The 26,525-nt window shown below is 73.9% G+C and carries 21 protein-coding genes and 1 tRNA gene; 12 read left to right on the forward strand and 10 right to left on the reverse strand.

Going from position 1 to position 26,525, the window contains the following annotated elements:
* The first annotated feature begins 418 nt into the window (after nucleotides 1-418).
* Genes OG370_RS34515 through OG370_RS34535 form a run of 5 tightly spaced genes read left to right on the forward strand, consistent with a single transcriptional unit; the run spans nucleotide 419 to nucleotide 5,932 of the window.
* Nucleotides 419-1,480, forward strand: coding sequence for a phytanoyl-CoA dioxygenase family protein (locus OG370_RS34515; RefSeq protein WP_328471255.1), 1,062 nt, complete (start codon nucleotides 419-421; stop codon nucleotides 1,478-1,480).
* A 2-nt stretch (nucleotides 1,481-1,482) separates the two neighbouring features.
* Nucleotides 1,483-2,946: a DUF6271 family protein gene (locus OG370_RS34520; RefSeq protein ID WP_328471257.1), complete on the forward strand. Its 1,464-nt coding sequence runs from the start codon at nucleotides 1,483-1,485 to the stop codon at nucleotides 2,944-2,946.
* The gene (locus OG370_RS34525; protein WP_328471259.1) at nucleotides 2,943-4,121 is read left to right on the forward strand and encodes a type III PLP-dependent enzyme; all 1,179 of its coding nucleotides are present in this window, start codon (nucleotides 2,943-2,945) and stop codon (nucleotides 4,119-4,121) included. Before OG370_RS34520 ends, OG370_RS34525 begins: the two co-directional genes overlap by 4 nt.
* Nucleotides 4,122-4,724: a GNAT family N-acetyltransferase gene (locus tag OG370_RS34530; protein ID WP_328471261.1), complete on the forward strand. Its 603-nt coding sequence runs from the start codon at nucleotides 4,122-4,124 to the stop codon at nucleotides 4,722-4,724.
* A 5-nt stretch (nucleotides 4,725-4,729) separates the two neighbouring features.
* On the forward strand, nucleotides 4,730-5,932 hold the full coding sequence (locus OG370_RS34535) for an MFS transporter (protein ID WP_328474701.1): 1,203 nt from the start codon (nucleotides 4,730-4,732) through the stop codon (nucleotides 5,930-5,932).
* A 127-nt stretch (nucleotides 5,933-6,059) separates the two neighbouring features.
* Here OG370_RS34535 and OG370_RS34540 read toward each other — a convergent pair whose 3' ends face one another.
* Complete coding sequence (locus tag OG370_RS34540; RefSeq protein ID WP_328471263.1) at nucleotides 6,060-7,040, reverse strand: Lrp/AsnC family transcriptional regulator; 981 nt, start codon at nucleotides 7,038-7,040, stop codon at nucleotides 6,060-6,062.
* A gap of 136 nt (nucleotides 7,041-7,176) precedes the next feature.
* Between OG370_RS34540 and OG370_RS34545 the strand changes: the two genes are divergently transcribed.
* Nucleotides 7,177-8,742: an MFS transporter gene (locus OG370_RS34545; protein WP_328471265.1), complete on the forward strand. Its 1,566-nt coding sequence runs from the start codon at nucleotides 7,177-7,179 to the stop codon at nucleotides 8,740-8,742.
* Nucleotides 8,743-9,076: 334 nt separating this feature from the next.
* A complete protein-coding gene (locus tag OG370_RS34550) occupies nucleotides 9,077-10,822 on the forward strand; it encodes a hypothetical protein (protein WP_328471267.1) in 1,746 nt (581 codons plus the stop codon).
* Here the strand turns inward: OG370_RS34550 and OG370_RS34555 are convergent.
* Nucleotides 10,799-13,327, reverse strand: coding sequence for a hypothetical protein (locus OG370_RS34555; protein ID WP_328471269.1), 2,529 nt, complete (start codon nucleotides 13,325-13,327; stop codon nucleotides 10,799-10,801). The two genes, OG370_RS34550 and OG370_RS34555, sit on opposite strands and share 24 nt — an antisense overlap.
* 261 nt (nucleotides 13,328-13,588) lie before the next feature.
* Nucleotides 13,589-13,891 carry a hypothetical protein gene (locus OG370_RS34560; protein ID WP_328471271.1) on the reverse strand — a complete coding sequence of 101 codons (303 nt, stop codon included), beginning with the start codon at nucleotides 13,889-13,891 and terminating at the stop codon, nucleotides 13,589-13,591.
* A 279-nt stretch (nucleotides 13,892-14,170) separates the two neighbouring features.
* On the opposite strand from OG370_RS34560, the gene OG370_RS34565 reads away from it, so the two are divergent.
* Nucleotides 14,171-14,244: transfer RNA gene (locus OG370_RS34565), tRNA-Met, on the forward strand.
* A gap of 112 nt (nucleotides 14,245-14,356) precedes the next feature.
* On the opposite strand, the gene OG370_RS34570 is transcribed toward OG370_RS34565, so the two are convergent.
* On the reverse strand, nucleotides 14,357-14,686 hold the full coding sequence (locus OG370_RS34570; RefSeq protein ID WP_328471273.1) for a DUF6343 family protein: 330 nt from the start codon (nucleotides 14,684-14,686) through the stop codon (nucleotides 14,357-14,359).
* Between the two features lie 140 nt (nucleotides 14,687-14,826).
* On the opposite strand from OG370_RS34570, the gene OG370_RS34575 reads away from it, so the two are divergent.
* On the forward strand, nucleotides 14,827-15,762 hold the full coding sequence (locus tag OG370_RS34575; RefSeq protein WP_328471275.1) for a GNAT family N-acetyltransferase: 936 nt from the start codon (nucleotides 14,827-14,829) through the stop codon (nucleotides 15,760-15,762).
* Entirely contained in the window at nucleotides 15,734-16,333 is a 600-nt protein-coding gene (locus tag OG370_RS34580; RefSeq protein ID WP_443060802.1) for a DUF1349 domain-containing protein, read from the forward strand. Before OG370_RS34575 ends, OG370_RS34580 begins: the two co-directional genes overlap by 29 nt.
* Before the next feature lie 92 nt (nucleotides 16,334-16,425).
* On the opposite strand, the gene OG370_RS34585 is transcribed toward OG370_RS34580, so the two are convergent.
* From OG370_RS34585 to OG370_RS34610, 6 genes are read right to left on the reverse strand one after another with little or no spacing between them, the layout of a single operon-like run.
* A complete protein-coding gene (locus OG370_RS34585; RefSeq protein WP_328471277.1) occupies nucleotides 16,426-17,124 on the reverse strand; it encodes a TetR/AcrR family transcriptional regulator in 699 nt (232 codons plus the stop codon).
* Nucleotides 17,121-17,861, reverse strand: coding sequence for an enoyl-CoA hydratase family protein (locus OG370_RS34590; protein WP_328471279.1), 741 nt, complete (start codon nucleotides 17,859-17,861; stop codon nucleotides 17,121-17,123). The genes OG370_RS34585 and OG370_RS34590 overlap by 4 nt, the downstream gene beginning before the upstream one ends.
* Nucleotides 17,862-17,874: 13 nt before the next feature.
* Nucleotides 17,875-19,065 carry an acyl-CoA dehydrogenase family protein gene (locus OG370_RS34595; RefSeq protein ID WP_328471281.1) on the reverse strand — a complete coding sequence of 397 codons (1,191 nt, stop codon included), beginning with the start codon at nucleotides 19,063-19,065 and terminating at the stop codon, nucleotides 17,875-17,877.
* A 38-nt stretch (nucleotides 19,066-19,103) separates the two neighbouring features.
* Nucleotides 19,104-21,209, reverse strand: coding sequence for an acetyl/propionyl/methylcrotonyl-CoA carboxylase subunit alpha (locus tag OG370_RS34600; protein WP_328471284.1), 2,106 nt, complete (start codon nucleotides 21,207-21,209; stop codon nucleotides 19,104-19,106).
* A 13-nt stretch (nucleotides 21,210-21,222) separates the two neighbouring features.
* The gene (locus OG370_RS34605) at nucleotides 21,223-22,806 is read right to left on the reverse strand and encodes an acyl-CoA carboxylase subunit beta (protein WP_328471286.1); all 1,584 of its coding nucleotides are present in this window, start codon (nucleotides 22,804-22,806) and stop codon (nucleotides 21,223-21,225) included.
* Complete coding sequence (locus tag OG370_RS34610; RefSeq protein ID WP_328471288.1) at nucleotides 22,803-23,612, reverse strand: TIGR03084 family metal-binding protein; 810 nt, start codon at nucleotides 23,610-23,612, stop codon at nucleotides 22,803-22,805. Before OG370_RS34610 ends, OG370_RS34605 begins: the two co-directional genes overlap by 4 nt.
* A gap of 218 nt (nucleotides 23,613-23,830) precedes the next feature.
* Here OG370_RS34610 and OG370_RS34615 point away from each other — a divergent pair, with 218 nt between their 5' ends.
* Both OG370_RS34615 and OG370_RS34620 read left to right on the forward strand, forming a co-directional pair.
* Nucleotides 23,831-24,532 carry an HAD family hydrolase gene (locus OG370_RS34615; RefSeq protein WP_328471290.1) on the forward strand — a complete coding sequence of 234 codons (702 nt, stop codon included), beginning with the start codon at nucleotides 23,831-23,833 and terminating at the stop codon, nucleotides 24,530-24,532.
* Nucleotides 24,533-24,821: 289 nt separating this feature from the next.
* Nucleotides 24,822-26,459 carry an ABC-F family ATP-binding cassette domain-containing protein gene (locus tag OG370_RS34620; protein WP_328471292.1) on the forward strand — a complete coding sequence of 546 codons (1,638 nt, stop codon included), beginning with the start codon at nucleotides 24,822-24,824 and terminating at the stop codon, nucleotides 26,457-26,459.
* Nucleotides 26,460-26,525 lie beyond the last annotated feature (66 nt).

Raw genomic sequence — 26,525 nt, forward strand, 5'->3', positions numbered from 1 at the left:
TACTGACTCAGGCTGCTCAGGGGTGTCAAGGCGACTGTCGCCCACGGTTGCAACTACTCGTGGTGCGGAGGTAATTGCGGAACGCGACGAAAGTGCTGGTGGGACGCGGTGGTTCACCAAGTGGTCATTTGACAGCGCCAGTTGGTCTAGTCCAACTTAGGAGAGCGCGAGTTCAGCGAGCGACAGTCGTGGCGTGAGTGACGGCAGATGCGCACGTTGACCGGCGGAGCCCAGCAGGACCACCCGGTGCATCGGGTGGACCCCGAGCCCGACGGCCAGGCATCTGTCGGTAGCGGGCGTCGATATCCGTTGCCGCCCCCCAACCCGCTGAGCCCGCACAGTCGACAGGTCCGCACGCCCAACCCCCCTCGCGCGGCGGACCGCTCAAGAACATTCCACCCTTGGAGCGACTGTTTTGTTGGCGCCTCAGAGCCCTTACCGGGCCGCATCGGAGTTCCCGTACTACAGCCCGGACGGCGAGAGCTATCTCTCCCCGGTACCGCTGCGGGACCTGCGCAAGACGCAAAAGCTTCGCGTGCTGTCGGAAGAGGACTTCGCCTTCTGGCAGAAGTACGGCTATGTGGTGGTCGAGCAGGCGATACCCGCGACCGCCGCACAGGAACTGCTCGACTTCGCCTGGGACTTCCAGGGCCTCGACCCCGCCCGGCCGGAAACCTGGTACGAGGAGCGGGAGTTCCGCACCGACCTCGAACGCGAGCTGCACATCTACGGCTTCGTCGAGGCGTACCACCACCAGCTCATCTGGAACAGCCGGCAGGCGCAGCGGGTCTACGACGCGTTCGTCGACGTCTGGGACTGCGAGGAGCTGTGGGTCACCCAGGACCGGCTCAACCTCAACCCGCCGAACATCAAGAACCGCGACCGCGCGCTGATCGCGCCCACCGAGCGCGGCTTCGACATCCGGCTGCACTGGGACATCGACAGCACCCTCGACGTGCTGCCGCAGCGGGTCCAGGGGATCATCGCGCTCGCCGACACCAAGCCGGACATGGGCGGCTTCCAGTGCTGCCCCGAGCTCTTCCACCGGTTCGAGGAGTGGAAGACGACGCAGCCGCAGGACCGTGACCCGATCCGCCCCGCCATCGACACCGACGAGTTCCCGATCGTCCGCCCGGACCTGCGCGCCGGGGACCTGCTGATCTGGAACGGCTCGCTGGCGCACGGCGTCGCGCCCAACACCTCCACCGACTGGGTGCGGTCCGCGCAGTACCTGTCGATGATGCCCGCGCTGGAGTCGCACGAGGAACTGCGCCGCTCCCGCGTCGAGTCCTGGCGCACGCTCGGCACGCCGGAGTGGAACAAGACGCTCGTCGGCGACGCGACCAGGCACGAGTCGCTCCGCTACGACACCGCCGAGCTCACCGAACTCGGCGAGAAGCTGCTCGGCCTGCGGTCCTGGCACCCGCAGGGCGCCGACACCGCGGCCCGCCAGGACGCCCAGCCGGCGGCCGGAGAGTAGCGATGCGCCGAATCTGCCTTGCACTTCCCACCAACAGGTCCTGCCTGCCGGCGATTTCCGCGCTGCACGACGAAGCGGTCTACGCCGTCTCGCACTTCGACGTCGAGGTGCACCTGCTGGTCCTCGACTCCTGCGGGCCGGCGGCGTCCGAGCAGCACGCGGCCGCCGTCCGCGCGCTGCCCGCGACGCCCGGCGTCGTCGCGCACCACCTCGACGAGGCGGCGCAGCGGGACTTCCTGCGCCGGGCGATCGACGAATCGGGCGTGGAGAAGGCCGAGTTGGTACTCGACCTGATGCTTCCGCAGGCCGTTTCCTACGGTGCCTGCACCAACCGCGCGTTCCTGGTCGCGGCCGCGCTCGGCTGCGAGTCGGTGCACCGGCGGGACTCCGACAGCAGGTACCAGGTCGTCGCGGGTGAAGCCGGGCGGGCCGTCGCCGCCGGGCAGTCCGTGCCGGCGGGGTCGTCCGTGGCCGCCGGGTCGTCCGGGCCGGCAGGGCAGGCCGTCGCGGACAGACCGGTCGGGGGGACGTCCCCGGCCGGGGACACCGCGCGGACCGTCTTCCCGATCCACCACGAACTGCTCGCGCTCGGCCGGCCCGCGGGCGACGTGGCCGCGGACGTGACCGAGACGGACCTGGACGCCGAGCACGCGGGCAAGCCCGTCTCGATGGTGGGGAGTTCCTTCGTCGGCGAGATGTCCGTGGACATCGAGGAGATGCGCCGGCTCGACCCCGGCGCCTACCACGACGTGGTCGGCCTGTGGGCGCCCTTCGACTGGTCGGCCGAGCAGAAGCGGGAGTTCGCCGACGACTCCTTCCGCGGCGCCGGCACTGAACCGTTCCATTACGACCACTCCACGCTGACGCACGTGGACCCCATGCGGGTCGACATGTGCAACATCGCCTTCCACGGCGTGCACGAGTCGGTGCCGCTGCTGCCGGCGACCGACACCATCGGCAGCGACTACTTCCTCATCCACCTGGTGCACGACGCGACGCTGCCCGGGGTGCTGCACAACCGGAACATCGTGAACTTCTACACCCCGGAGCGCAGGACCGGCCCCGGATTCACCGCGTACCAGCTGCGGTTCGCCAAGTTCTTCCTGTCGATGCTCTACCTGAACTTCGTCTACGACCGGATGGAGCGGGCCGGCGCGTCGCTGCTGGACGAGCGGAACCAGGTCAGGACCGACACCGTCGTCGAACTGCTCTGGGAGAGCAGCCGGTTGGACCAGGCCGAGAACGTGCAGCGGCTGGACGTCCTCGATGACGCCTACCGCCGGCTCGGCGGGAAGTACGCCGAGTTCGCCGACCTGCTGGCCGGCAGCCGGGAGCGGCTGCTCGACGAGGCGCGGCGCGACATCGAGGAGTTCGCGGTGCTCACCGAGGTCTGGCCGGCCCTGGTCGGCGGCGCGAGAGCCACGGACCTCGGCCTGCTCCAGCGGCAGCCGGACCGACGTCCGTGAGGCATGACGACACGCTGCTCGCCGCACTGGCGGCGGCCGACGACGACCGGATCGTCTTCGATCTCAGCGGCATCGAGGAGCGCTACGCGTCCCTGCTGGCCGAACTGCCCGGCGTCGCCGTCCGGTTCGCCCTGAAGGCGTGCCCGGTGGACGAGGTGCTCGACTGCCTGGCCCGGCAGGGCAGCGGGGTGGACGCGGCGAGCGTGCAGGAGATCGGCCAGGCGCTGCGCGCCGGGGTCCCCCCGGAGCGCATCCACTACGGCAACACCATCAAGTCCGACCCGGACATCGCCGAGGCATACCGGCTCGGCATCCGGGACTTCGCCACCGACAGCCTGGAGGACGTCACCGCCGTCGCCGAACACGCGCCCGGCGCACGGGTGTTCTGCAGGCTGGCGACCGACGGCGGCGGCGCGCTGTGGGGACTGAGCCGGAAGTTCGGCTGCTCGCCCGAGGACACCTTGGCCGTGCTGGAACGGGCCCGGGACGCGGGCCTGGAACCGGCCGGACTGTCGGTGCACGTCGGGTCCCAGCAGATGACCGCCGGTGCGTGGCGGCGGGCGTTCGAGCAACTGGCCGATCTGCTCGACACGTTGCGCGGGCGGGGCATGGCGCTGAAGTACGTCGACCTGGGCGGCGGCCTGCCGGCGCTCGGCTACCTCGACGAGCGCGGCGAACCCCTCGACCCGCCGCTGGACAAGATGTTCGCCGTGATCCGGGAGGGCATGCAGATGTGCCGGGACGCGGGCGGCGCGCTGGACTTCATCGTGGAGCCCGGCCGCTACCTCGTGGCCGACCACGGCGCGGTCCGGGCGCACGTCGTCCGGCTGTCGCTGCGGCACGACGCGGACGGCGAGCCGCGCCACTGGCTCTACCTGAGCTGCGGCAAGTTCAACGGCCTGTACGAGATGGACGCGTTGCAGTACCGGCTGGTCTTTCCCGGCCGGCACGGCGGTCCGTCCGTCCCGGCGACGGTCGCGGGGCCCACCTGCGACAGCGACGACGCCTACCCCGGCGGCCACCGGCCGGTCCGGGTGCCCGCGTCGATCGCGTCGGGCGACCCGGTCTGGGTGATGTCCAGCGGGGCGTACGCGGTCAGTTACATGACGCAGGGCTTCAACGGCTTCGGCCCGCTGCCGTGGACGTGTGTGCGCAGGACGGAAGGCGGGCGGTAGATGACCTGGAACGTGCGTATCCGGCGGATGGCAGACGACGACTGGGAGGACGTCGTCGGCCTGGAGACCCGCGCCTATGCCGCCCTTGGCCTGTCCGAGGGACGGGCGGCGCTGGAATCCAAGGCCCGGATCTCCCCGGCGACGTGTTTCGCGCTCGACCTGATCCCGGGGCCCGGCGCCGATCCGGGCGCCGGGGCGCGGCTGGCGGGCTACCTGCTGGCGCTGCCGTACCCGGAACGGTCCTACCCGGGCCTGGCCCGTCGCGAGGAGGCGGCCGTCCCGTCGCGGAATCTGCACCTGCACGACCTGGTGATCGCCGAGGACGTGCGCGGCCGCGGGCTCGGGAAGCGGCTGCTCGGCCGGCTGACCGCCGCGGCCCCGGGCCAGGGGTACGAGCAGATCTCGCTGATCGCGGTCGGCGGCAGCCACACCTTCTGGTCCGCAAGCGGGTTCACCGCGCGCGACGGCGTCGAGGCCCCGCGCGGCTACGGGCCGGGTTCTGTGTACATGACGATGGCGCTGCCGTCCGGCCAGGCCGAGGGCGACCGGACAGCGGTCGGCGGCCTGCCGATCGGGGCGCCGTCACGAGAAGAAGTGGGATGAGCCCGATGCTGCGCGTTCACGATCCTTTCCGCAGAGGGCAGTCGGCCACGGCCGCGCTGTTCTTCTCGCTGGGCTTCCAGTACGCCACGTGGGCGTCGCGACTCCCCGCGATCAAGTCGCACCTGGACCTGACCGCGGCGGAGGTCGGCCTGCTGCTGATGGCCACCGGGATCGGGGCGGTGGCCACCTTCCCGGTGGTGGCCGTGCTGATGCGGCGGCTGGGCTCGCGGCGGCTCGCGCTCGGCTCGGCGCTCGGCCTGGCGCTGCTGCTCCTGGCGATGTCCGCGCTGCCGGACTACCCGGTCGCGCTGCTGGTGATGCTCTGCGACGGCGCCCTGGTCGGCGGGCTGAACGTGGCGATGAACGCGCAGGGCGCGGCCCTGGAGGCGGTCCACGAGCGCAACGCGATGGCGCGGCTGCACGCCGTCTTCAGCGGCGGTTCGCTGGCCGCGGCACTGCTGGCGTCGGGGATGAACGCGCTGACGTCCACGCTGATCGTGCACTTCGCGGTCGCCGCGGGGCTGATCCTGCTGCTGCTCGGCTTCGCGCGCGGCGGCCTGCTCAGCGAGGACCGGCAGTCGCGGGAGAAGAAGGAGAAGGGCCGCGGGCGGTGGACGCTGCCGTCCCGGTTGACGCTGTGGCTGGGCGCCGCGATGGTCTTCGGCACCGTGACCGAGGGCGCCATGAACGACTGGTCCGCCCTTTACATGAAGGACGTCGCCAAGGCGTCGGCGGAACTGGCCCCGATGGGGATCGCGGTCGTCTCGGTGATGATGGTGCTCGCCCGCGTCTTCGCCGACTCCTGGCGCAGCCGCTGGGGCGACGGCCGTATCGTCCGGGTCGGCAGCGCGCTGGCGGCCGTCGGGCTGGCGCTCGCGCTGCTCAGCGGGGGAGCGGTGCCGGCGCTGCTCGGCTTCGCCTGCGTCGGCCTGGGCATCGCCTCGGTCACGCCGTGCGTCTACGTGGCCGCCGCGAAGAACGGTTCCGACGCGCTCACCGTCGTGGCCACCATGGGGACGACCGGTCTGCTCGCCGGGCCGCCGGTGGTCGGGTTCATCGCGAACGCGAGTGGGCTGGTGTGGGCGCTCGGGGCGGTGGCCGCCGCCGCGATGCTCGTCTCCCTGTGCGGCACCCGGATTCGGTGGACCCCGGTCGAGCCGGAAGCCGCTGTCGCCGCGGAGGTGAGCGTGACCGCCGGGTCCGTGTGAACGGTGGTCGTGCGTGGCCGGTGGTCGTGCGTGAACGGTGGACGTGCGTGGCCGCCGGGTTCGTACGACCACCGGACGCGTGTGACCCGGCGGGTTCGCGTGACCGTAGCCGGGATCGCGGCTACGGTCAGGTGGCGTTCGGGCGGAGCACCGACCCGGCGCGCTTGACCGTACGGATCAGCGGAGCGGCCTCGATCGCGCGGATGCCCGGCAGCCGGCCGAGGGTGCCGCTGAGGTAGTCGTACAGGTGGCGTTCGTTGCGGCAGACGACGTTGGCCACCAGGTTGCTGCTGCCGGTGACCGCGGCGACGAACGGCGCCTCGGGGTGGCGGGCGACGGCCCGCGCGGTCTCGTCGAGCCGGTCGGGCCGGGCCGAGATCCACAGCAGCGAGTTGCTGGTCATGCCGAGGGCGTGCTCGTCGAGGTCGAGGTCGAAGTAGAGCACCCCGGAGTCGCACAGGCCGCTGATGCGGCGGCGTACCGACGACTCGTGCCAGCCGGTGGCCGCGGCCAGTTGGGCGGTGCTGGTCCGCCCGTCGTGCGCGAGATGGGACAGCAGTTCCTCGTCGTCGGCGTCGAGGGCCAGTACGGTGTCGTCCTGCTCGCGCGCGATCGGCGGGGGCAGCCGGTCGAGTTGGGCGTCGGTCAGGGCCGAGGTGAACACCGGCCAGGTGGGCGAGGAGAAGGTGCGCAGCAGCGAGTGGGCCGAGATGTGCACCACCCGGCGGCTGTTGGGGATGCCTTCGAGGAAGAGCGCGTCGCGCTGCTCGGCGGTGCGCGCCTGGACCACGCAGACCACCTCGGTGCCGCCCGAGGCCAGTTGCACCCACCGGGTGTCCACCCGCCGGGTCAGCGCGGCGGCGATCGCCCCCGTCGAGCCCGGGGTGCACCGCAGCCGGACGAGCCAGTCGGTCCAGCCGACCCGCTCGCCGTTCACCCGGCCCAGGACGCGCAGGCCGGCCGACTCGCGCAGCCGGCGGTAGCGGCGTGCCGCGGTCTGGTCCGAGACCCCGACCAGCTCGGCCAGCGTCCGGAACGCGATCCGCGGCTCCACCACCAGCGCGTGCAGGATCTGCCGGTCCACGGTGTCCAGCGTGGCGATTTCCACGGAACTGAGCCTACCGCTGTCGAGATCCGTCACGAACGGCCGGTTTCCTGGTCGGCGCGAACACGTCGGCCGAGCATGTCCTCACCCGGCCGGAAGCCGCTTTCCCCGCGGTGCGCCGCCGATGAGAGGACATGTGATGGACAGGAAATGGTGGACGTTGCTGGCCGTGTGCGCCGGCTCGTTCATGCTGCTGCTCGACGTGACGATCGTGGTCGTCGCGCTGCCCGAGATCCAGGGCTCGCTCGGCGCCGGCTTCGCCGAGGTCCAGTGGGTGGTGGACGCTTACGCGCTCACCCTGGCCGCCCTGCTGCTCACCACCGGCTCGCTCGCCGATCGCTACGGGCGCCGCCGGCTCTTCGCGTTCGGGCTGGGCGTCTTCACCGTCGGCTCGGTGCTGTGCGGCCTGGCCCAGTCGCCGCTGATGCTCATCGTCTCCCGCTGCGGCCAGGGCGTCGGCGGGGCGATGATGTACTCCACCTCGCTGGCGCTGCTGGCGCACGGCTTTCCGCGCTCGGAGCGGGCCGTGGCCTTCAGCGTGTGGGGCGCGGTCACCGGCGCCGCCGTCGCGCTGGGCCCGATCCTGGGCGGCGCCCTCACCAACGGCCTGAGCTGGCGGTGGATCTTCCTGGTGAACATCCCGGTCGGCGCGCTCGCCCTGGTCGTCACGCTGGGCAAGGTCGAGGAGTCGCGGGCGCCGCGGGTGGCCCGGCCGGACTGGACCGGGTTCGGCCTGCTCACCGGCGGCCTGGTCGGTCTCGTCTACGGGCTGATCCGGGCCAGCGAGAACTCCTGGGGCGACACCGCGGTCGTCGCCTGCCTCACGGCCGGCGCGGTGCTGCTGGTCGCCTTCGTGATCGTGGAGAGCCGTGTCGCGCACCCGATGTTCGACCTGTCGCTGTTCCGGACGCCGACGTTCGTCGGCGGTTCGATCGCCGCCTTCACCATGAACGCCTCGCTGTTCGCGATGTTCCTGTACCTGGTGATCTACCTCCAGGACGTGCTCGGCTACAGCTCGCTCGGCGCGGGCCTGCGGCTGCTGATCATCACCGGAGCGCTGCTGGTCGCGGCCGCGGTCGCCGGGCGGCTCAGCGAACGCGTCCCGATCCGGCTGCTGATCGGACCCGGTCTCGCGCTGGTCGGCATCGGCCTGTTCCTCATGGCGGGCCTGCACGGCGACAGTTCCTGGACCCACCTCGTCCCCGGCTTCGTCGTCGCCGGTGTGGGCGCCGGGCTCGTCAACCCGCCGCTGGCGGCGACCGCCATCGGCGTGGTCACCCCCGACCGCTCCGGCACCGCCTCCGGGGTGAACTCGACCTTCCGGCAGGTCGGCATCGCCACCAGCGTCGCCGTGCTCGCCTCCGTACTGTCCTCGTCGCTGCACCGCAACCTCGACCACCGGCTCGCCGGGGTGCCCGGCCTGCGCGGGCACGGCGGGCAGATCGCCGCCAGCGTGCGGCAGGGCGACACCGGCAAGGTGATCGCGGGGGCCCGTCCCCAGCAACGCGGAGTGCTGGCCGCCGCGATCCGGGACGGCTTCGCCGCCGGCCTCGACGACCTGCTGGTCATCACCGGGGTCGTGGCGTGCGTCGGCGCGGTCTGCGCGCTCGTGCTGATCAGGAGCAGGGACATCATCACCTCCGAGACGGGCGAGCAGCCGGAACGCCCGCCGGCCGCGAACAGCCTTCGGACGGTGGCGCGTTGAGCCGCCTCGCCGATTCCCCACCGTCGTCCGCGGGAGGAGAGCCCATGAGGTGGGCGGCAGCCGTCGACCCGCACGCCGGCGGGACCGGGGCCGCGGCCGCCTGACCGCACCCCACCGCGCCCCGCCCGATCGCGCCGCCGATGTCGCGTCGCGCCGCCCTGGCCGAACCCGTGCTCGCGTATCGTCGGCCTGGGCGGCCGCGCGGTACGGCGGGTCGCGGTATGACAGCGGGCCGTACCGTACGACGGCCGGGCGCGGCAGGCCGTGCGCGGCGGGCGGTCGAGAGGCGAGAAGGCGAGAGGGGACGAGCGCGGTGCAGGGTGCGGGGCGACGGGTGCCGCTGCCGTTGGCCGAGGACGCCGAGCGCTGGCGGAGCGTGTTCGCCGAGCGGACCGTCCTCGCCGTCGCGCACAACGTCACCTCGGCGACCCGCCTGCTCGACCTGCTCACACTCTTCGAGGGCGACCGCCGGGTCGAGACCGTCTTCACCTGCACCGGCTCGTCGGCCCTGGACAACGGAACGCTCGAACTGCTCCAGGCGCGCGGCGCGCTCGTGCTGGCCTGGAGCGAGGCGAAGCAGCGCAAGTTCGACCTGGCGATCGCCACCAGCCGCGGTGGGGACCTGTACAACCTGCACGCGCCCCTGATCGGCACGCCGCACGGGGCCGGCTACAACAAGCTGCTCGGCGGCAGCCGGGAGGCGTTCGGGCTCACCGAGGAATGGCTGATGCACGACGGCCGCGTGGTGCCGTCGGCCATCGTGCTGTCGCACGAGGAGCAGCGCGCGCGGCTCGCCGTGAGCTGCCCCGACGCCGTGCCCCTGAGCCTGGTGGCCGGCGACCCGTGCTTCGACGAGCTGGCGGCGAGCGCTCCGTTCCGGCCGGACTACCGCCACGCGCTGGGCGTCCGGCGCGGTCAGAAGCTCGTCGTGGTCTCGTCCACGTGGGGCAGGGACTCGGTGCTGGACGCCGCCGACCCCGGACGTGACGCCCTGCGGCGCGCGCTCGCGGAGCTGCCGGCCGACGAGTACCGCGTGCTCGCCGCCGTCCACCCGAACGCGTACTACGGGCACGGCGCGTGGCAACTGCACACCTGGCTCGCCCCGTTGCTCGCCTGCGGGTTGATGCTGCCGCGCCCCGACACGCAGACGTGGAAGGCCGCGCTGGTCGCCGCGGACGCGCTGTGCGGGGACGGCGGATCGGTGACGCAGTACGGCGTGTCGCTCGGCCTGCCCACCGTCCTCGGCTCCTTCGCGACGGACAAGGCGGCGCCCGGCTCGCCGATGGCGCTGCTCGCCCGGGCGGTGCCCCGGCTCTCCGCGCACCGCCCGCTCCTGCCCCAACTCGACGACGCCGCCCGCCGGCAGGCCGCGGACCCCGAACTGCCGCACCTGCGCTCCCTGGTCACCTCACGTCCGGGGCAGGCCGCCGCGCTGCTGCGCGCGCTGTTCTACCAGCGGCTCGGACTGCCCGAGCCCGCCACGCCGGCCGCCGCCCGCGCCGTGCCCGTGCCGGCGGCGCCCGGCGAACCCGCGGCCGGACCGCCCGGGGCGCGGCGCTCCCCCGTCGTGGCGCCCATGTACGTGACGGTCGGCACGGACGGCGACGCGGTCACCGTGCGCCGCTACCACGCTGCTCTTCAACGCCCCAGCCAGGAAGGCCACTTGGCGGGCGCCCAGCTCGTCGCGGACATCGACGACCCCGACACGCAGTGGCCCCGATCCGCCGACGTCCTGCTGGTGCCCGCGCGTCCGCGCGGCGGTCCGGTGCCTGCGGAGCGCGCTGCCGCCGGCGCCGAAGCGGTCGCGCGGTATCCGGGGTGCGCGCTGATCGCCACGGAGGAACGGGACGACGGGTGCGTGGCCCTGCTGCCGGGCAGCGGCACGCGGGTGCGCGCGACGTGGTCGGGGCCGCGCCCCTGGTGGGTCTCCCCGGCGATCGCGGCCTCCGTCGTGCACGAACGGCTGCTGAGCGGTCCGCGTCCGCCGTACGGCCCCGGCGCCGGCCGCCCGCCCCTGCGGGTGCGGGTCACCATCGGCGCCGACGCCGAGCCCGCGCTACTCGTGGTCACCGCCCTCTGAACCGCTTCCCGCGGAAGCCCGATCCGGGTCCGCGACCTGATCCGGGCCCATGTCCGGGCCCTGGTCCAGGTCCAGGTCCTGATCGGGCTCCGGGTCCGGGTGCTCCGCCAGGCGCCGCCGCGCCTGCTCGACCCGGTCGCTGTTGGCCGCGCGCAACAGCGCTGCCGCGTCGCTCCAGTCCGCGCGGGCCCGCCGCGCCTCGCCGCGCGCGAGCAGCAGGTCGCCCCGGGCGAGCAGGACCCCGGCGCGCTGGTAGCCGTGCCGCGGCCGGCCCAGACCCGCCACGGCCTCGTCGAACGCGGCGAGTGCCTGGTCCGGACGCCCCGCCGCCAGCAGCGCCTCGGCCAGACGGGCGCTCGCCTTGGCCGCGTTGAACGAGTCCGGCGGCGACAGCGCCAGGAACTCCGCACCCGCCGTGGCCAGTACGGCGGCGGCGTCGTCGTACCGCCCGAGCTTCGTCAGCACCGGTCCGCGGTGCAGGGCGATCAGGGCGCGGCCGCGCGGGTGGTCGACGCCGTCCAGCGCGGCCAGCGCCTCGTCCAGGTGCGCGAGCGCCTGCTCGGGCCGGCCGAGCCCGTCGGCCAGCTTCCCCAGGCCCTCCAGCGCGCTGGACCGGGTGCGCCGCCACCCCTCGGCGTCCGGCGCGGACGTCTCCGGGCGGGCGAGCGCCGGGTCGCAGAGTTCGAGCGCCTCCTCGAACTGCTCCCGGGCGGAGGCCGGATCACCCGGACCGAACCGGTCGAGGAAGGCGAACCCGAGGCCGTACCGCATCCGGGCGAGCGCCAGGAGGTTTCCGCGGACCGGGTCCTCCAGGGCGGCCCCGCACGCCAGTTCGTACACCTCGACCCAGTCACCGTGGAACCCGCAGCGCAGGTAGAACGTCCACAGGCCCTGGGCCAGGCGCCAGGTCGCGTCGTAGTACCACGCGTCGTACGTCCCCGCGTCGTAGGCGGCGCGCACCGCGGCCTTGAGGATGTGCCGGCGGCGGACCAGCTCCTCGACCAGGATGTCCTGGGTGTCCTCGTCGGCCGGCGGGTATCCGGCGTACGCGCCCGAAGGATCGTGCCGGTACCGCGGCGACAGGCCGGCGTCGACACGCTCCGCGAGGTCCACGTAGTGCCGGACCCAGCGCCGCCGCGCCGCCTCGCGCTCCGGCCCCGGCAGATCGGCCCGGGCGCACTCGGCCGCGTGGGTGTGCACCAGGCCGCTGATCACGCGGTACATCCCGCCGTCGATCCGCTCGATCAGGCTGGAGTCCCGCAGCGTCCGGATCGCCTTGGCGCGGGTGCGGCCGTCGAGGCCGGGCGCCATCGCCGCCACCACGTCCTCGTCGAACTCCGCGGTCGGGTGCAGGCCCAACAGGCGGTAGACCTGCGCCGCTTCGGGGGAGCGGCGGCCCAACTCCTGGTACCCGGCGTCGAAGATCTCGGCTCCGCTGCGCTCGTCCACGTCGAAAGCCCCCAGCCGGACCTCGGGACGGTGGTCCGACAGCGCGGTGGCGAACTCGCCGATGCCGTACGGCTGGTCGAAGAGCATCTGCGCACCCGCGATCCGCACCAGCAGCGGGTTGCCCTCGCAGACGCGCACCGCTGTGTCGATCTCCGCCCGGTGCGAGGCGGCGTACGGTGCGAGCCGACCGGAGCTGATCAGCAGCCGCCGGCTGTACTCCGGCAGCAGCGGCCCGACCTTGAACGCCTTCGCGTGCACGTCGGAGACGAGGCTGCGCATCAACTCCCTGCCGGTGACCACCACCACGGCCTCAGAGGAGGCGGGCAGGAAGTGCTTGGCCAGGGAGGCCAGCGCGACATCCTCCAGCAGAACGAACACCGGCCCCTCGGCGGTGACCTGGTGGAACTTGGCCATCTTCGCCGCGAGGTCCGACGGCACCTCCTGCTTCGGCACGTGCAGCAGCCGGAACCACTCGTCGAAGACCGCCGCCGGATCGGGCAGCGCTCCGGTGGCGCTCCTGGCCAGCACCGCGGACAGTTCAGGACCGGCGCTGAAGGTGTCGCGGTGCCTGAGCAGCCACTGCCGCACGAGTGTGGTCAGACCGATGCCGCGCGGGCCGTACACGAACAGCACCGTCGGTCCCGGACTGCCGCGCCCCGCCTCCCAGGCGGCGTCCATCTGCCGCAGCTCTTCCTCGTGGTTCTCGAAGTCGTCCACGGCGGAGACCGCGATACGGGCGAGCGGCTGCGCCCGGGCGGCGGTCGCCGTCGCGAGCAACTCCCGCATCTCGGCGGCCAGCGACGTCTGCTCGGCGGCGAGGGTGCCGAGTGTCGAGCGCAGCAGGTCTTCGACGCGCCCGAGTGCCTCGTCGGGCGCGCTCGTCGCGGCGGCCGCGCGCGCCTGCTCCAGGTCGCCGAGCACCTGCTCGTCCTGGCCACCGCCCCGCAACCGGAGCAGCGCCGCGAGCCGCGGTTTCACCCCCGCGTCCCAGGCATCGCTCAGGACCTTGCCGGCCAGAGCCGACAGCAACTTCGCGATCTCCGGTTCCACCAACACGCCCAGCCCCCTCGGAACGTTCGCCCAGCCGTGACCGACTGCCCGTACACCGTCACCGTACGGTGTCGGCGCCGCCGACCTCCAGAAGGCCGAAGCCCGAGCCGCACCCCCGGCCGAAGGCCGAGCCGCACCCCGTACCGGATTCCGGGTCACGCGCCCCGCCGCATCCCGGACCCGACGGGTCCGCCGAGCAACTCGCCACGCCCGCAAAGGAGTTCGCGCCCGCAGGGAGGTGCCAGGGAAGTGCGGGGCCCGCGGCTGCTACCGGCCGCGCCCCGCGACCGCCCAGGACGCGGCGGCTATACCCCCGGCCACGGCGAACACGGCCGGCCAGGCGCCGACCTTCTTCGCGAGCGGGTGCGCACCCGCGAACGCCGCCACATAAGCCCCCGTGAGGGCCGCCGCCGGCACCGCGCCGGTGCTCCGACGCCACTCGCGCGCCGCCACCACGCCGGCCGCGGCCAGCGCCACACCGCCCAGCTCGCGCCGCTTGGTCCACCGGGCCACTCCGTAGCCCCCGATCAGTCCGGTCGCCGCCACGGCACTCGCGTTCACCCCGGCCATCACGCCCTCCTTCATCCCGCTCGCCAACTCCCGCGACCGCGCCGCGGGCCCGCTGATCTTCGACTCCCTGAGATTAACCCGCGGCCCCTCCCGCCTGCCGAAGGGCCTGTGGACAACTCGTCGTTCCCTGATCCCTTCGGCATTTCCGAGCGCCCGCCCGCCTACGCGACCCACCGCATCCGGTCCACCACTCACCGTGTCCGCATGTGCCCGCCGCACCGCGCCGGGGGGAATGGATTTGGCGCCCGGGCATCCACCCCGTAAGGTGGTGTTCACCGACGCGGGGTGGAGCAGCTCGGTAGCTCGCTGGGCTCATAACCCAGAGGTCGCAGGTTCAAATCCTGTCCCCGCTACGAATCGAAGGGCCCGGCACTCAGTGCCGGGCCCTTCGAGCGTGGACGGCCCCGCCCCGTCGTGCCCCCGGGCACCCAAGCCTCCGGACATCCGGCACCGCGCCGCCCAAGCTCACCGCCGCGTGGCCCCGTGGGAGTGGCGGGTCTCGACCGGCCTCTCGACCGGCGGATCGGGCGACTCCTCGGGGTCGACCGGCGGATTGGGCGGCTCGTCCCGGCCGGGCTGATAGCGGGCGCCCTGCCGCATCCGGTAGCGGACGACGAAGACGTCGCCCACCGCGACCAGCGCGACGAAAGCGCACAGCCCCGCCCAGCCCTGCAAGTTCGCCAGCGCGAACCCCACCGCCGCGCCCACGCCCCACACCACCCCGAGCAACGCGAACGTGAGGCGCAGCCGGAGCGCGCTGCGGGCCTGCATCGGTTCGTATCCGCTTCTGGGCACGGTGCTCGCCTCCTGAAGCGCGTGCCACCCCCTGCTCCTTCCAGGGTCCACCCAGCGGGCCCGTTCCGGGCCGTACGGGCCCGACGAGAGTGCCGAAAACCAGGGCGGCGGGCCGTACCGGCCGCGTAGGGTGCGGCAGCATGGTGGCGATCAGGGACTACGAGCCCGCCGACGCCCACGCTCTGTGCGCGCTCTTACGCGCCGAGGAGCCGTACCAGGTCACCACGCCCAGGAGCGTGCACGCGCAGGCGGTGGCCATGCCGGCCAGGCAGCGCTGCCGGCTGCTGGTCGCGGTGGACGGCGAGCGGATCGTCGGGTGCGCCCGGGCGGGGCTGTTCGCCGACGCCGAGGACGCGGGCGCGGCCTTCGTGAACATCAACGTCGCCGCCGCCGACCGCGGCCGCGGCACCGGCCGGGCGCTGCTGGCCGCCGCCGAGACGCACCTGGACGCGATCGGCGCGACCGCGTGCTTCGCGTGGGCGCACCCCGACCCGGCGTGCGAGAACTTCGCCACCGCGCACGGCTACCGCCCCGGCCGCGAGGCACGGTTCCTGCGCCTGGACCTGTCGCCCCGCGGCCCGCTGCCGGCCCGCCCGCGGCTGCCACGCGGCGTGCTGCTGCTGCCGGCCGTCGCGTGGGAGCGCGACCCGCGGCCACTGTGGCAGACGGATGTGGAGTGCTTCGGCGACGAGCCGGGCGACGTCGCCGCCGACCGCCTCAGCTACGCGGACTGGCGCGCCCTGAACTGGGACCGGCCGGACTTCGACGCCGATCTGAGCACGGTCGCGGTGGTGGACGGCGAGGTCGCCGGGCTGGTCATCGCGCAGACCGACGGCGCGCGGCACTACGCGTCCGGCGGCACCGGAATCCGCCGCCCCTTCCGCGGCCGCGGCCTGGCGAAGGCCGCCAAGGCCCAGTCCCTGTACCTGGCCCGCGCGAAGGGCTATCGCGAGGCCACCACTGCCAACGACGACGCGAACGCGCCTATGCTCGCGATCAACATCTGGCTCGGCTACCAACTCTGCGGCTCAGAACGGCGGTACATACGTGACCTCGCCCCTCCCCGTCCCGCGTGACCTGCCCTGGTCGCAAGGAGAATGGCTCAACCCGCCCGCGGACGTCGCGGTCGACGGCACCGACCTGCTGGTCACCGCCCGCTCGGGCAGCGACTTCTGGCGCACCACGAGCTACGGCTTCGTGCACGACGACGGCCACGCCCTGCTCACCGACTTCCCGCCCGGCACCGCCATGGAGGTCGGCTTCCACGCCGACTTCACCGAGCTGTACGACCAGGCGGGCGCCCTGGTCAGGGTCGACGCCTCGACCTGGATCAAGGCGGGCGTGGAGATCTCCGACGGCCTGCCGCAGCTCGGCGCGGTCGTCACCCACGGCACCTCCGACTGGTCGCTCGCCCCGGTCCCGGAGTGGGCGGGCCGCGAGGTGACGATCCGGGTCAGCAGGTCGGGCGACGCGGTGACGGTACGGGCCCGCTGCGAGCACGAGCCGTGGCGGACGATCCGGGTGGCGTGGCTCGACCCGGACGCCAAGGCGCGGGCCGGGCTGCTGTGCTGCGCGCCGGAGCGGGACGGGATGACCGTGCGCTTCACCCGCCTGGCCACCGGCCCCGCAGACACGTCCCTGCACTGACGCGGGCCCTTGGAGCGACGGGACCCGTAACGCGGCGGGACCGTACCCCACGGGACGGGTCCGGCGGGTGGGCCGCGGCCGGGCGGCCCGTCTCACGCCGCCGGGGGCCGCAGCACCGCGTCCAGCGTCCGCGACCACTGCCGGACGATCCCGGCCCGGCGCGCCGAGTCGTCGCTGAGCAGGTTGGCCAGGCCCAGGCCGCGGGCCATGTCCAAGGTGGCCTGCACGGCCTCCCGCACCCCGGGCACCGACTCGTCCGCGGCCAGGAACTCCACCGCGAGCCGGTGCGCCTCCCGGCCGATCCGGGCCTCCAGCGCGGCCACCCGGGTCCGCAGCGCCGGTTCGTCGGTGGCCGCCACCCACAGGTGCAGCGCCGCGCGGAAGAGCGGCCCGGTGTGTACGGCGACGAGCATGTCCACCACGGCGTAGGTACGGTCCTGGCCGCTGCCGGGCAGCGCGCGGGCGCGGGCGCGTACGGCCGCCAGCCACTCCTCGGCCATGTGCGCGATGGCCGCGGTGAACAGCTCCTCGCGGGTGCGGAAGTGGTGCTGGGCGGCGCCCCGGGTCACCCCGGCCCGGGCGCACACCACGGCGACGGTGCTGCCGGACCAGCCGTGTTCGGCGAGGCAGGCGACCGCGGCGGACAGGATGCGCTGCCGGGTGGCGCGGGCCCGGTCCTGCTTGGGCTCGCGGTCGGCGGGTTGGCGGTCGGCGGGTTGGCGGTCGGCGGGTTGGCGGTCGGTGGGTTCGTGTTCGCCGGGTTCGCGTTCGGCGGCCGCCCTGTCGCTCACAACGCCCATGGCGGGTCCCGTCGTTCGAGGAACGCCCGCATGCCCTCGGCGGCGTCCGCGGACTCGAAGAGCCGGTGGCTGAGGTGCGCCATCGTCGGGGCGTCGGCGCCCAGCCGCTTCAGCAGCGCCGCCGCGGTCAGCTCCTTGGTCGCGGCCAGGCCCTGCGGCGAGGCGGCGCGCAGGCCGGCGAGGATGCCGTCGAGAGCGTCCTCCCACGCGGTGACCAGCCCGATCCTGATCGCCTCCGCGGTGTCGAAGCGCTCGCCGGTGAGGAAGTAGCGGGCCAGGGCGCGCTGGTCGCCCGCGGCCAGCACCGGCATCGAGGCCACCGCGGGGGCGAGCCCGAGTCGGGACTCGGTGAAGGCGTAGTCGGCGCCGGCGGTCGCCACCGCGATGTCGCAGGCGGCCAGCAGCCCGAGCCCGCCCGCTCTGACGTGCCCGCGCACCTGGGCCACCACCGGCTTCTTCAGGACCGCCATCCGCCGCATCAGGTCCGCCAGTTGGCGCGGTCCCTGCCGGACCCGGCGGTCCTTGAGGTCGGCGCCGGAGCAGAAGGTGGTGCCGGTGTGGGTGAGCAGCACCGCGCGGACGCCGTCGTCCTCGCCGGCCCGCTCCACCTCCGCGGCCAGCCCGTCGAGCAGGTCGGCGGACAGGGCGTTGCGGTTGTGCGGGGAGTCGAGGGTGAGGACGGCGATGCCCCGGTCGAGGTGCCGGTGGACCAGCGGTGCTGTTGCCACGTACGGACTCCTGTCAGTAGGACTTGGGCAGGCCCAGCGTGTGGTGCGAGACGAAGTTGAGGATCATCTCGCGGCTGACCGGGGCGATGCGGCCCACCCGGGACGCGGCGAGCAGGGTGGCGAGGCCGTACTCGGCCGTCAACCCGTTGCCGCCCAGGGTGTGTACGGCCTGGTCGACGGCTTTCGCGCCGGCTTCCGCAGCAGCGTACTTGGCCATGTTGGCGGCCTCGCCGGCGCCCATGTCGTCGCCCGCGTCGTAGAGATGGGCGGCCTTCTGCATCATCAACCGGGCCAGTTCCAGCTCGATATGGGCCTGTGCGAGGGGGTGGGCGATCGCCTGGTGCGCGCCGATCGGGGCCTGCCAGACCTGCCGGGTACGGGCGTACTCCACCGCCTGCGACAGGGCGTAGCGGCCCATCCCGATGGAGAACGCGGCGGTCATCACCCGCTCCGGGTTGAGCCCGGCGAAGAGTTGGAGCAGCCCGGCGTCCTCGTCGCCGACCAGCGCGTCGGCGGGCAGCGCCACGTCGTCGAGGAAGAGCTGGAACTGCTTCTCCGGCGCGGCCAGTTCCATCTCGATCTGCTTGAACTCGAAGCCGGGGGCGCCGCGTTCGACGATGAACAGGCACGGCTTCAGCTTTCCGGTGCGGGCGTCGGCGGTGCGGCCGACGATCAGGGTGGCGTCGGCGATGTCCACCCCCGAGATGAAGACCTTGCGGCCGGTCAGCAGCCAGCCGCCGGTGTCCGGGTCGCGGCGCGCGGTGGTGGAGATCCGGTGCGAGTTGGAGCCCGCGTCCGGCTCGGTGATGCCGAACGCCATCCGCAGCGAGCCGTCGGCCAGCCCGGGCAGCCAGCGCTCCTTCTGCGCCCGCGTGCCGAACCGGGCGATCACGGTGCCGCAGATCGCCGGTGACACCACGAGCAGCAGCAGCGGGCTACCGGCCGCGCCCAACTCCTCCAGCACGATGGACAGTTCGGCCAGCCCCCGGCCGCCGCCGCCGTACTCCTCGGGCAGGTTCACCCCGAGGTAGCCGAGCCGGCCGGCCTCCTGCCACAGCTCGTCCGGCTGCTTGCCGGCGCGGACGGTCTCGGTGAAGTACGTCCGGCCGTAGCGGCGGCCGAGCGCGCCCACCGCCGAGCGCAGCGCGCGCCGCTCGTCGCTCTCCAGCAGTGCGCGGTCGAAGGGGGTCGCATCGGTGCTCATGGTCGCTGTTCCTCCCGGTACGTGGGTGGTGGCGCGGGTCACGGTGCCTGCTCCGGTGCGCCGCCGTCCTCCTTGACGACGGCCAGTACGGTGCCGGGTTCGACCTGGCGGCCCACCGCGGCGGTCAGTTCGGTGAGCGTGCCGGCGGCGGGCGCGGTGACCACGTGCTCCATCTTCATCGCCTCCAGCCACAGCAGCGGCTGCCCGCGCTCCACCCGGTCGCCCGGCGTGAAGCGGCCCAGCCGGACCACGGTGCCGGGCATCGGCGCCCGCAGCGAGCCCGGTGCGACCTGCTCGGCGGGGTCGGTGAAGCGGGGCAGCGCGGTGAGTGCGGCGCCGCCGGCGGGCGTGTCGATGAAGACCCGGTCGCCGTAGGCGGCCACCTCGAACGCCCGCCGCACACCGCCGACTTCGAGCACCACGCGGTCCGGCGCGGCCGACACGAGCACGACGTCGTCGTGGCCCTCGGCGGTCAGGCCGTCGCGGGTCAGGCGGTAGCGGACCTCGTGCTCGGTGCCGGACGGCTCGGCGCGAAAGCGCTTGAGCTGGGGCTGCGAGGGGAGGTTGCGCCAGCCGCCGAGGAGGGCGGCGACCGGGGTGGGGCGGGCCGGGGGAGGGGGCGCCGGCGCCGTACGGCCGGCCGCGTCGGCGAGCGCGGCGGCCAGTGCGGCGAGCCGCTCCAGATCGCCTGCCGGCTGCCCGGGCTCCCCGGTCAGCTCGGCCAACCGCCGCTCCAGGAAGCCGGTGTCGAGCCGGGCGGCCGCGAAGTCCGGATGGCGCAGGATGCCCAGCAGCAGGTGACGATTGGTCAAAGGCCCGTGGATGCGGGCGCGTTCGAGGGCGTTCGCCAGCCGGCGGACGGCTTCGGCGCGGGTCGGCGCCCAGGCGATGACCTTGGCGAGCATCGGGTCGTAGTGCACGCCGACCGTGTCGCCGCCGGTCACCCCGGAGTCCAGCCGCAACCCCGCGTCGCGGCCCGGAGGAAGCGTGAACTCGGCTTCCACGTCAGGCAGTTCGAGCCGGTGCACCGGTCCCGCCTGCGGTTGCCAGCCGCGCGCCGGGTCCTCGGCGTACAACCGCGCCTCGACGGCGTGTCCGCGCGGCCGCGGCGGCTGCGGAGGCAGCGCGGCGCCCTCGGTGATCCGGATCTGCCAGGCCACCAGGTCCAGGCCGAAGACGCACTCGGTGACCGGGTGCTCCACCTGGAGGCGGGTGTTCATCTCCAGGAAGTACGGCCGTCCGTCCGCGCCGACCAGGAACTCCACGGTGCCGGCGCCCTCGTAGCCGATCGCGCGGGCCGCGCGGTCCGCCGCGTCGTGCAGGGCGGCGCGTACGGTCGCGGGCAGGCCGGGCGCCGGGGTCTCCTCGACCACCTTCTGGTGCCTGCGCTGCACCGAGCAGTCCCGCTCGCCCAGCACCCAAACGGTGCCGTGCGCGTCGGCCAGCACCTGCACCTCGATGTGCCGGGCACCTTCGGCGTACGGCTCGACGAACACCTCGCCGTCGCCGAAGGACGCCGCTGCCTCCGCCCGGGCGGCCGTCAACTCCTCCTCCAGCGAGCCGAGTTCGCGGACCACGCGCATGCCGCGCCCGCCGCCGCCCGCCGCGGCCTTCACCAGCACCGGCAGATCGGCGGCGGTGACGCGGGCCGGGTCGAGCGCCGCGAACAGCGGTACCCCGGCCGCCGCCATCAACTGCTTCGCCCGCGTCTTCGAGCCCATCGCCGCCACGGCCCGCGGCGACGGCCCGATCCAGGTCAGCCCCGCGTCCTGCACGGCCGCCGCGAACTCCGCGCTCTCCGACAGGAATCCGTACCCCGGGTGCACCGCGTCCGCGCCCGCCGCCAGCGCCGCCGCGACCACCGCGTCCCCGCGCAGGTAGGTCTCGGCGGCCGCCTCACCGGGCAACCGCACCGCCCCGTCCGCCTCCCGTACGTGCGCCGCGTCCGCGTCCGGGTCGGAGTGGACTGCCACGGTGCCGATGCCCAGCACGCGGCAACTGCGCAGCACCCGGCGGGCGATCTCGCCCCGGTTCGCCACGAGGACGACCCGGATCGGCCCGCGTCCCTCGGGTGCCGGGCCCTGCGCCGGGTCCTTCCGCGCCGGGCCCTCCTGCGTACGCGCCTGCTCCTGCTCGTTGCTCATCGGGTCCAGCTCCTCACATCCGGAAGACGCCGAAGCCGCCCCGCGCGCCCTCGACCGGGGCGTTGTGGATGGCGGACAGGCACAGGGCCAGGACGGTGCGGGTGTCGCGCGGGTCGATGACGCCGTCGTCGTAGAGGCGGCCGGACAGGAACATCGGCAGGGACTCGGCCTCGATCTGCTGCTCGACCATGGCCCGCAGCGCGGCGTCGGCGTCCTCGTCGTACGCCCGGCCCTTGGCGGCGGCGGACTGGCGGGCGACGATGGACAGCACCCCGGCGAGCTGCGCGGGACCCATGACCGCGGACTTCGCGCTCGGCCAGGAGAAGAGGAAGCGCGGGTCGTAGGCGCGGCCGCACATGCCGTAGTGGCCGGCGCCGTAACTCGCGCCCATCAGCACCGAGATGTGCGGCACCCGGGAGTTGGAGACCGCGTTGATCATCATCGCGCCGTGCTTGATGATGCCGCCCTGCTCGTACTCGCGGCCGACCATGTAGCCGGTGGTGTTGTGCAGGAAGAGCAGCGGGATGTCCCGCTGGTTCGCCAACTGGATGAACTGCGCGGCCTTCTGCGACTCCGCGCTGAACAGCACCCCCTGGGTGTTGGCGAGGATGCCGACCGGATAGCCGTGCACCTCGGCCCAACCGGTCGCCAGGCTCGGCCCGTACAGCGGCTTGAACTCGTCGAACGCCGAGCCGTCCACCACCCGGACCACCACCTCGCGCGGGTCGAACGGGGTGCGCAGGTCGCCCGGCACGATGCCGAGCAGGTCCTCCTCGTCGAAGAGCGGCGAGCGCGGGTCCGGGCGCGGATCGGGGCCCTGCTTGCGCCAGTTGAGCCGGGCCACCACCCGGCGGGCGGTGCGCAGCGCGTCCGGCTCGTCCAGCGCGAAGTAGTCGGCGAGGCCGGAGACGCGGGCATGCATGTCGGCGCCGCCCAGCGACTCGTCGTCGCTCTCCTCGCCGGTGGCCATCTTCACCAGCGGCGGCCCGCCGAGGAACACCTTGGAGCGCTCCTTGACCATGATCACGTGGTCGGACATGCCCGGTACGTATGCCCCGCCCGCCGTGGAGTTGCCGAACACCACCGCGACGGTGGGGATGCCGGCCGCGGACAGCCGGGTCAGGTCGCGGAAGAGGGCGCCGCCGGGGATGAAGATCTCCTTCTGGCTGGGCAGGTCCGCGCCGCCCGACTCCACCAGGCTGATCACCGGAAGCCGGTTGGCGAAGGCGATCTCGTTGGCCCGCAGCGCCTTGCGCAGCGTCCACGGATTGCTCGAACCGCCGCGCACGGTCGGGTCGTTCGCGGTCACCAGGCACTCCACGCCCTCGACCACGCCGATTCCGGTGACGATCGACGCGCCGGTGGTGAAGTCGCTGCCCCAGCCCGCCAGCGGTGACAGCTCCAGGAACGGCGTGTCCGGGTCGAGCAGCAGTTCGATCCGCTCCCGCGCGGTCAGCTTGCCCCGCTGGCGATGCCGTTCGACGTACTTCGGGCCGCCGCCGGCCAGCGCCTCCTCATGCGCCGCCGCGACCTCCGCCAGCCGTTCCAGCATCACCGTCCGCCGCTCGTCGAAGTCGGCGCCCCGCAACGCGTTCATGCCGCACCGCCGTCCGCCGCCGGCGCCCGCCCCTTGCCGGGCGGCCCCGCGAACGCCTGGGCCACCGACAGCCACGCGTCCGCGTCCGCGCCCCGCGCGCGCACCGCCGTGTCGTCGCGGTGCCGCCGCCGCACCGCCAGCAGGCAGAAGTCCAGCGCGGGACCGGTCACCCGCTGCTCCGCGTCCGGCGGTCCATACGTCCACAACTCGCCTTCCGGAGCGGCCAGTTCGACGCGGAACGGCTCCGCGGGCGGCGTCAGCCCGTGCACCGAGAAGGCGTAGTCCCGCGCCCGCACCGCGATCCGGGCGACGTGCCGCAGCCGCGCGGTCGGCTCCCGCCGCACCCCGAGGGTGTCCGCCACGTCCTCGCCGTGCGCCCACGTCTCCATCAGCCGTCCCGTCGCCACCGACGCGGTGCTCATCGGCGGCCCGTACCAGGGGAACCGCGCCTCAGGCGGCGCCGCGGCCAGCACCTCCAGCAGCAGCGCCCGCCCGTCCCGCCAGCGTGCCAGCAGTTCCCCGTACGGCTCCGCCGCACCCGCCGCGGCGCCCTCCGCCACCGCCGTGCCCAACTCCACCGCGCCGCGCCCCAGTTCCCCTGTGAACTGCGCCGGGTCCCGCACCGCCAGCAGCGCCCGCCCGTCCGTCCAGGCCAGATGCGCGATCTGATGCGCCACGGTCCACCCCTCCGCGGGCGTGCCGGCAGCCCACCCCCGCGCCCCGAGCCCGGCGACCAGCCCGTCCAGCGCGTCACCCTCCGCGCGGAGATCCTCCAACACGGCGCGTACTGCCTGCGGATCGGCCACGGCCACTCCTCGACGAGCGAAGCCCACGGAACTGACAGGACGGTGCTCCACGAGGGTGCCAGCGGCACCCGAAACATTCAAGCGTGCATGCATCTTTCGGGAGCGGCTACTTCCGGGGAAAGACCGGCGCGCGGCCGGCGTGCACAGGGGAATCCAGGGGCAGGTACCGACAGCGGCGGACCGCGGCGAGGCTCAGGGCCGGGAAGAGGGGGCGAGGGGTGGCGATTCGAGGGGTGCTGTTCGACGTGGACGGCACGCTGTTCGACTACGCGGCGTCGGAGGAGGCCGGGTTGCTCGCCCACCTCGCGGCGGAGCCGCTCGACGGGTTCCGGTCTCCCGCGGACGCGCTCGCGCGCTGGCGGGAGGTGACGGCGGAGGAGTACGGACGTTTTCTGGCGGGCGAGTTGAGCCTTTACGAGCAGCAACAGGTCCGGGTGCGGCGGTTCCTGGGCCGTCCCGGGCTGTCAGGCCAGGACGCCTTGGCGTGGTACGGGCGGTACGCGATGCGGCGCGACCTGCTCGGGGTGGCCTTCGACGACGCCGCGCCGGTGCTCCGCCGGCTGGCGCCGCACTACCGCCTCGGGGTCGTCTCCAACGCGGGCGCCGAGGCCCAGCGGCACAAACTGTCCTGCGTCGGGCTGCTCTCCTACCTCGGCGGCGCGTTCGTCTGCTGCGACGAGCACGGCGCCGCCAAGCCCGCGGCGAGCATCTTCCGCGCCGGGTGCGCAGAGCTGGGCGTGCCGCCCCACCAGGTCGCGTACGTCGGCGACGACTACCCCGTGGACGCGCTCGGCGCCCGGGACGCCGGCCTGCGGGCGTACTGGGTGCGGCGCGACCCCGGCGCCCCGGACACCCCGCCCGCCGACGGCATCCACGTCCTGCGCACCCTCCACGACCTGCCGGCCGCACTCCGCACCTGATCCGGCCCTGACGTCGTAGTGCGCGCGGGAGGGCCGCTGGGAGCAGACGGGCCAGTCGCTCGCCCACGCCGGGACGGCGACCACGACCGAGGTCACCGTGACCGCCCGCGCGGAAACGGTACGGGTCCGCGTGACCGACACCGGCACACCACCGGACCCGCCCACCCCCGTCATGCCGCCGGCGGACACCGACGAGCCCGACCACGGCAGGGCCGGGCCGGGCGCGGGGGCGCGGCGGGGGTAAGGGAGCGGCGGGAGCCCGGGGGGAGACGGTAAGATCCCCGGCCTGATGAGCGCGACACTTGTAGCGAAGAACCTCGCCGCCGGGCACGGCGACCGGGCACTGTTCAGCGGGCTCGACCTGGTGGTCGCCGGCGGCGACGTGGTCGGCCTCGTGGGAGCCAACGGAGCCGGCAAGTCCACGCTGCTGCGGCTGCTCGCCGGGCTCGGCACCGCCGAGGAGGGCTCGGTGCGGCTGTCGCCGTCGACCGGGAACGTCGGGTACCTGCCGCAGGAGCCGGACCGCAGGGAAGGCGAGACCGTACGGGCCTTCCTGGCCCGCCGTACCGGGGTGGCGGCCGCGCAGGCCGCGCTGGACGCGGCCACCCAGGCCCTGGTGGACGAGGCGCCCGGCGCCGACGACGCGTACGCGGAGAGCCTGGACCGCTGGCTGGACCTCGGCGGCGCCGACCTGGACGAGCGGGCGGAGGAGGCCGCGGGCTCGCTCGGCCTCGGGGTGGGCCTCGACGAGCAGATGCGGGCGCTGTCCGGCGGCCAGGCAGCCCGCGCCGGCCTGGCCTCGCTGCTGCTCAGCCGCTACGACGTGTTCCTGCTGGACGAACCCACCAACGACCTCGACCTGGACGGGCTGGAGCGGCTGGAGAAGTTCGTCGCGGGCCTGCGCGCCGGCACCGTCCTGGTCAGCCACGACCGCGAGTTCCTGGCCCGCACCGTCAACCGCGTGGTCGAACTCGACCTCGCCCAGCAGCAGGTGACCACGTACGGCGGCGGCTACGCGGCCTACCTGGAGGAGCGCGAGATCGCCCGGCGGCACGCCCGGGAGGAGTACGAGGAGTACGCCGACACCAAGGCGGGCCTGGAGGCCCGGGCCCGGATGCAGCGCGGCTGGATGGACAAGGGCCTGCGCAACGCCGTCCGCAAGCAGCCCGACAACGACAAGATCGCCCGCAAGGCCCGGACGGAGAGCAGCGAGAAGCAGGCCGCCAAGGCCCGCCAGACCGACCGGATGATCGAGCGGCTGGACACCGTCGAGGAGCCCCGCAAGGAGTGGGAGCTGCGGATGGAGATCGCCGCCGCGCCCCGCTCCGGCGCCGTGGTCGCCACCCTGCGGCAGGCCGAAGTGCGGCGCGGCGCCTTCCGGTTCGGGCCGGTCGACCTCCAGATCGACTGGGCGGACCGGGTGGCGATCACCGGCGCCAACGGCTCCGGCAAGTCCACGCTGCTCGCCGCCCTCCTCGGCCGGCTGCCCCTGGACGAGGGGCACGCGGCCCTCGGCCCAGGGGTGGTGGTCGGCGAGATCGACCAGGCCCGCGGGCTCTTCCGCGGCGACGACACGCTGCTCGACGCGTTCCGGGCGCCCGCGCCCGACCTCGACCCCGCCGACATCCGTACCCTGCTGGCCAAGTTCGGGCTGAAGGCCGCGCACGTGCTGCGCCCCGCCGCCACCCTCTCCCCGGGCGAGCGCACCCGCGCCGCGCTCGCCCTGCTCCAGGCCCGCGGCGTCAACCTCCTCGTCCTCGACGAGCCCACCAACCACCTCGACCTGCCCGCGATCGAGCAACTGGAGTCCGCGCTCGCCTCGTACGAGGGCACGCTCCTGCTCGTCACCCACGACCGCCGGATGCTCGAGGCGGTGCACACCACCCGCCGTATCGAGGTGGCCGAGGGGCGCATCACCGAGCACTGACGCGGGCCACCGGGCGCCGGCCGGCGGGGGAGCCGTCCGGCGCCGGGAACGCGTCAGCGGGAGCGG

Source organism: Streptomyces sp. NBC_00448 (assembly GCF_036014115.1).
In the GTDB taxonomy this organism is placed as follows: domain Bacteria; phylum Actinomycetota; class Actinomycetes; order Streptomycetales; family Streptomycetaceae; genus Actinacidiphila.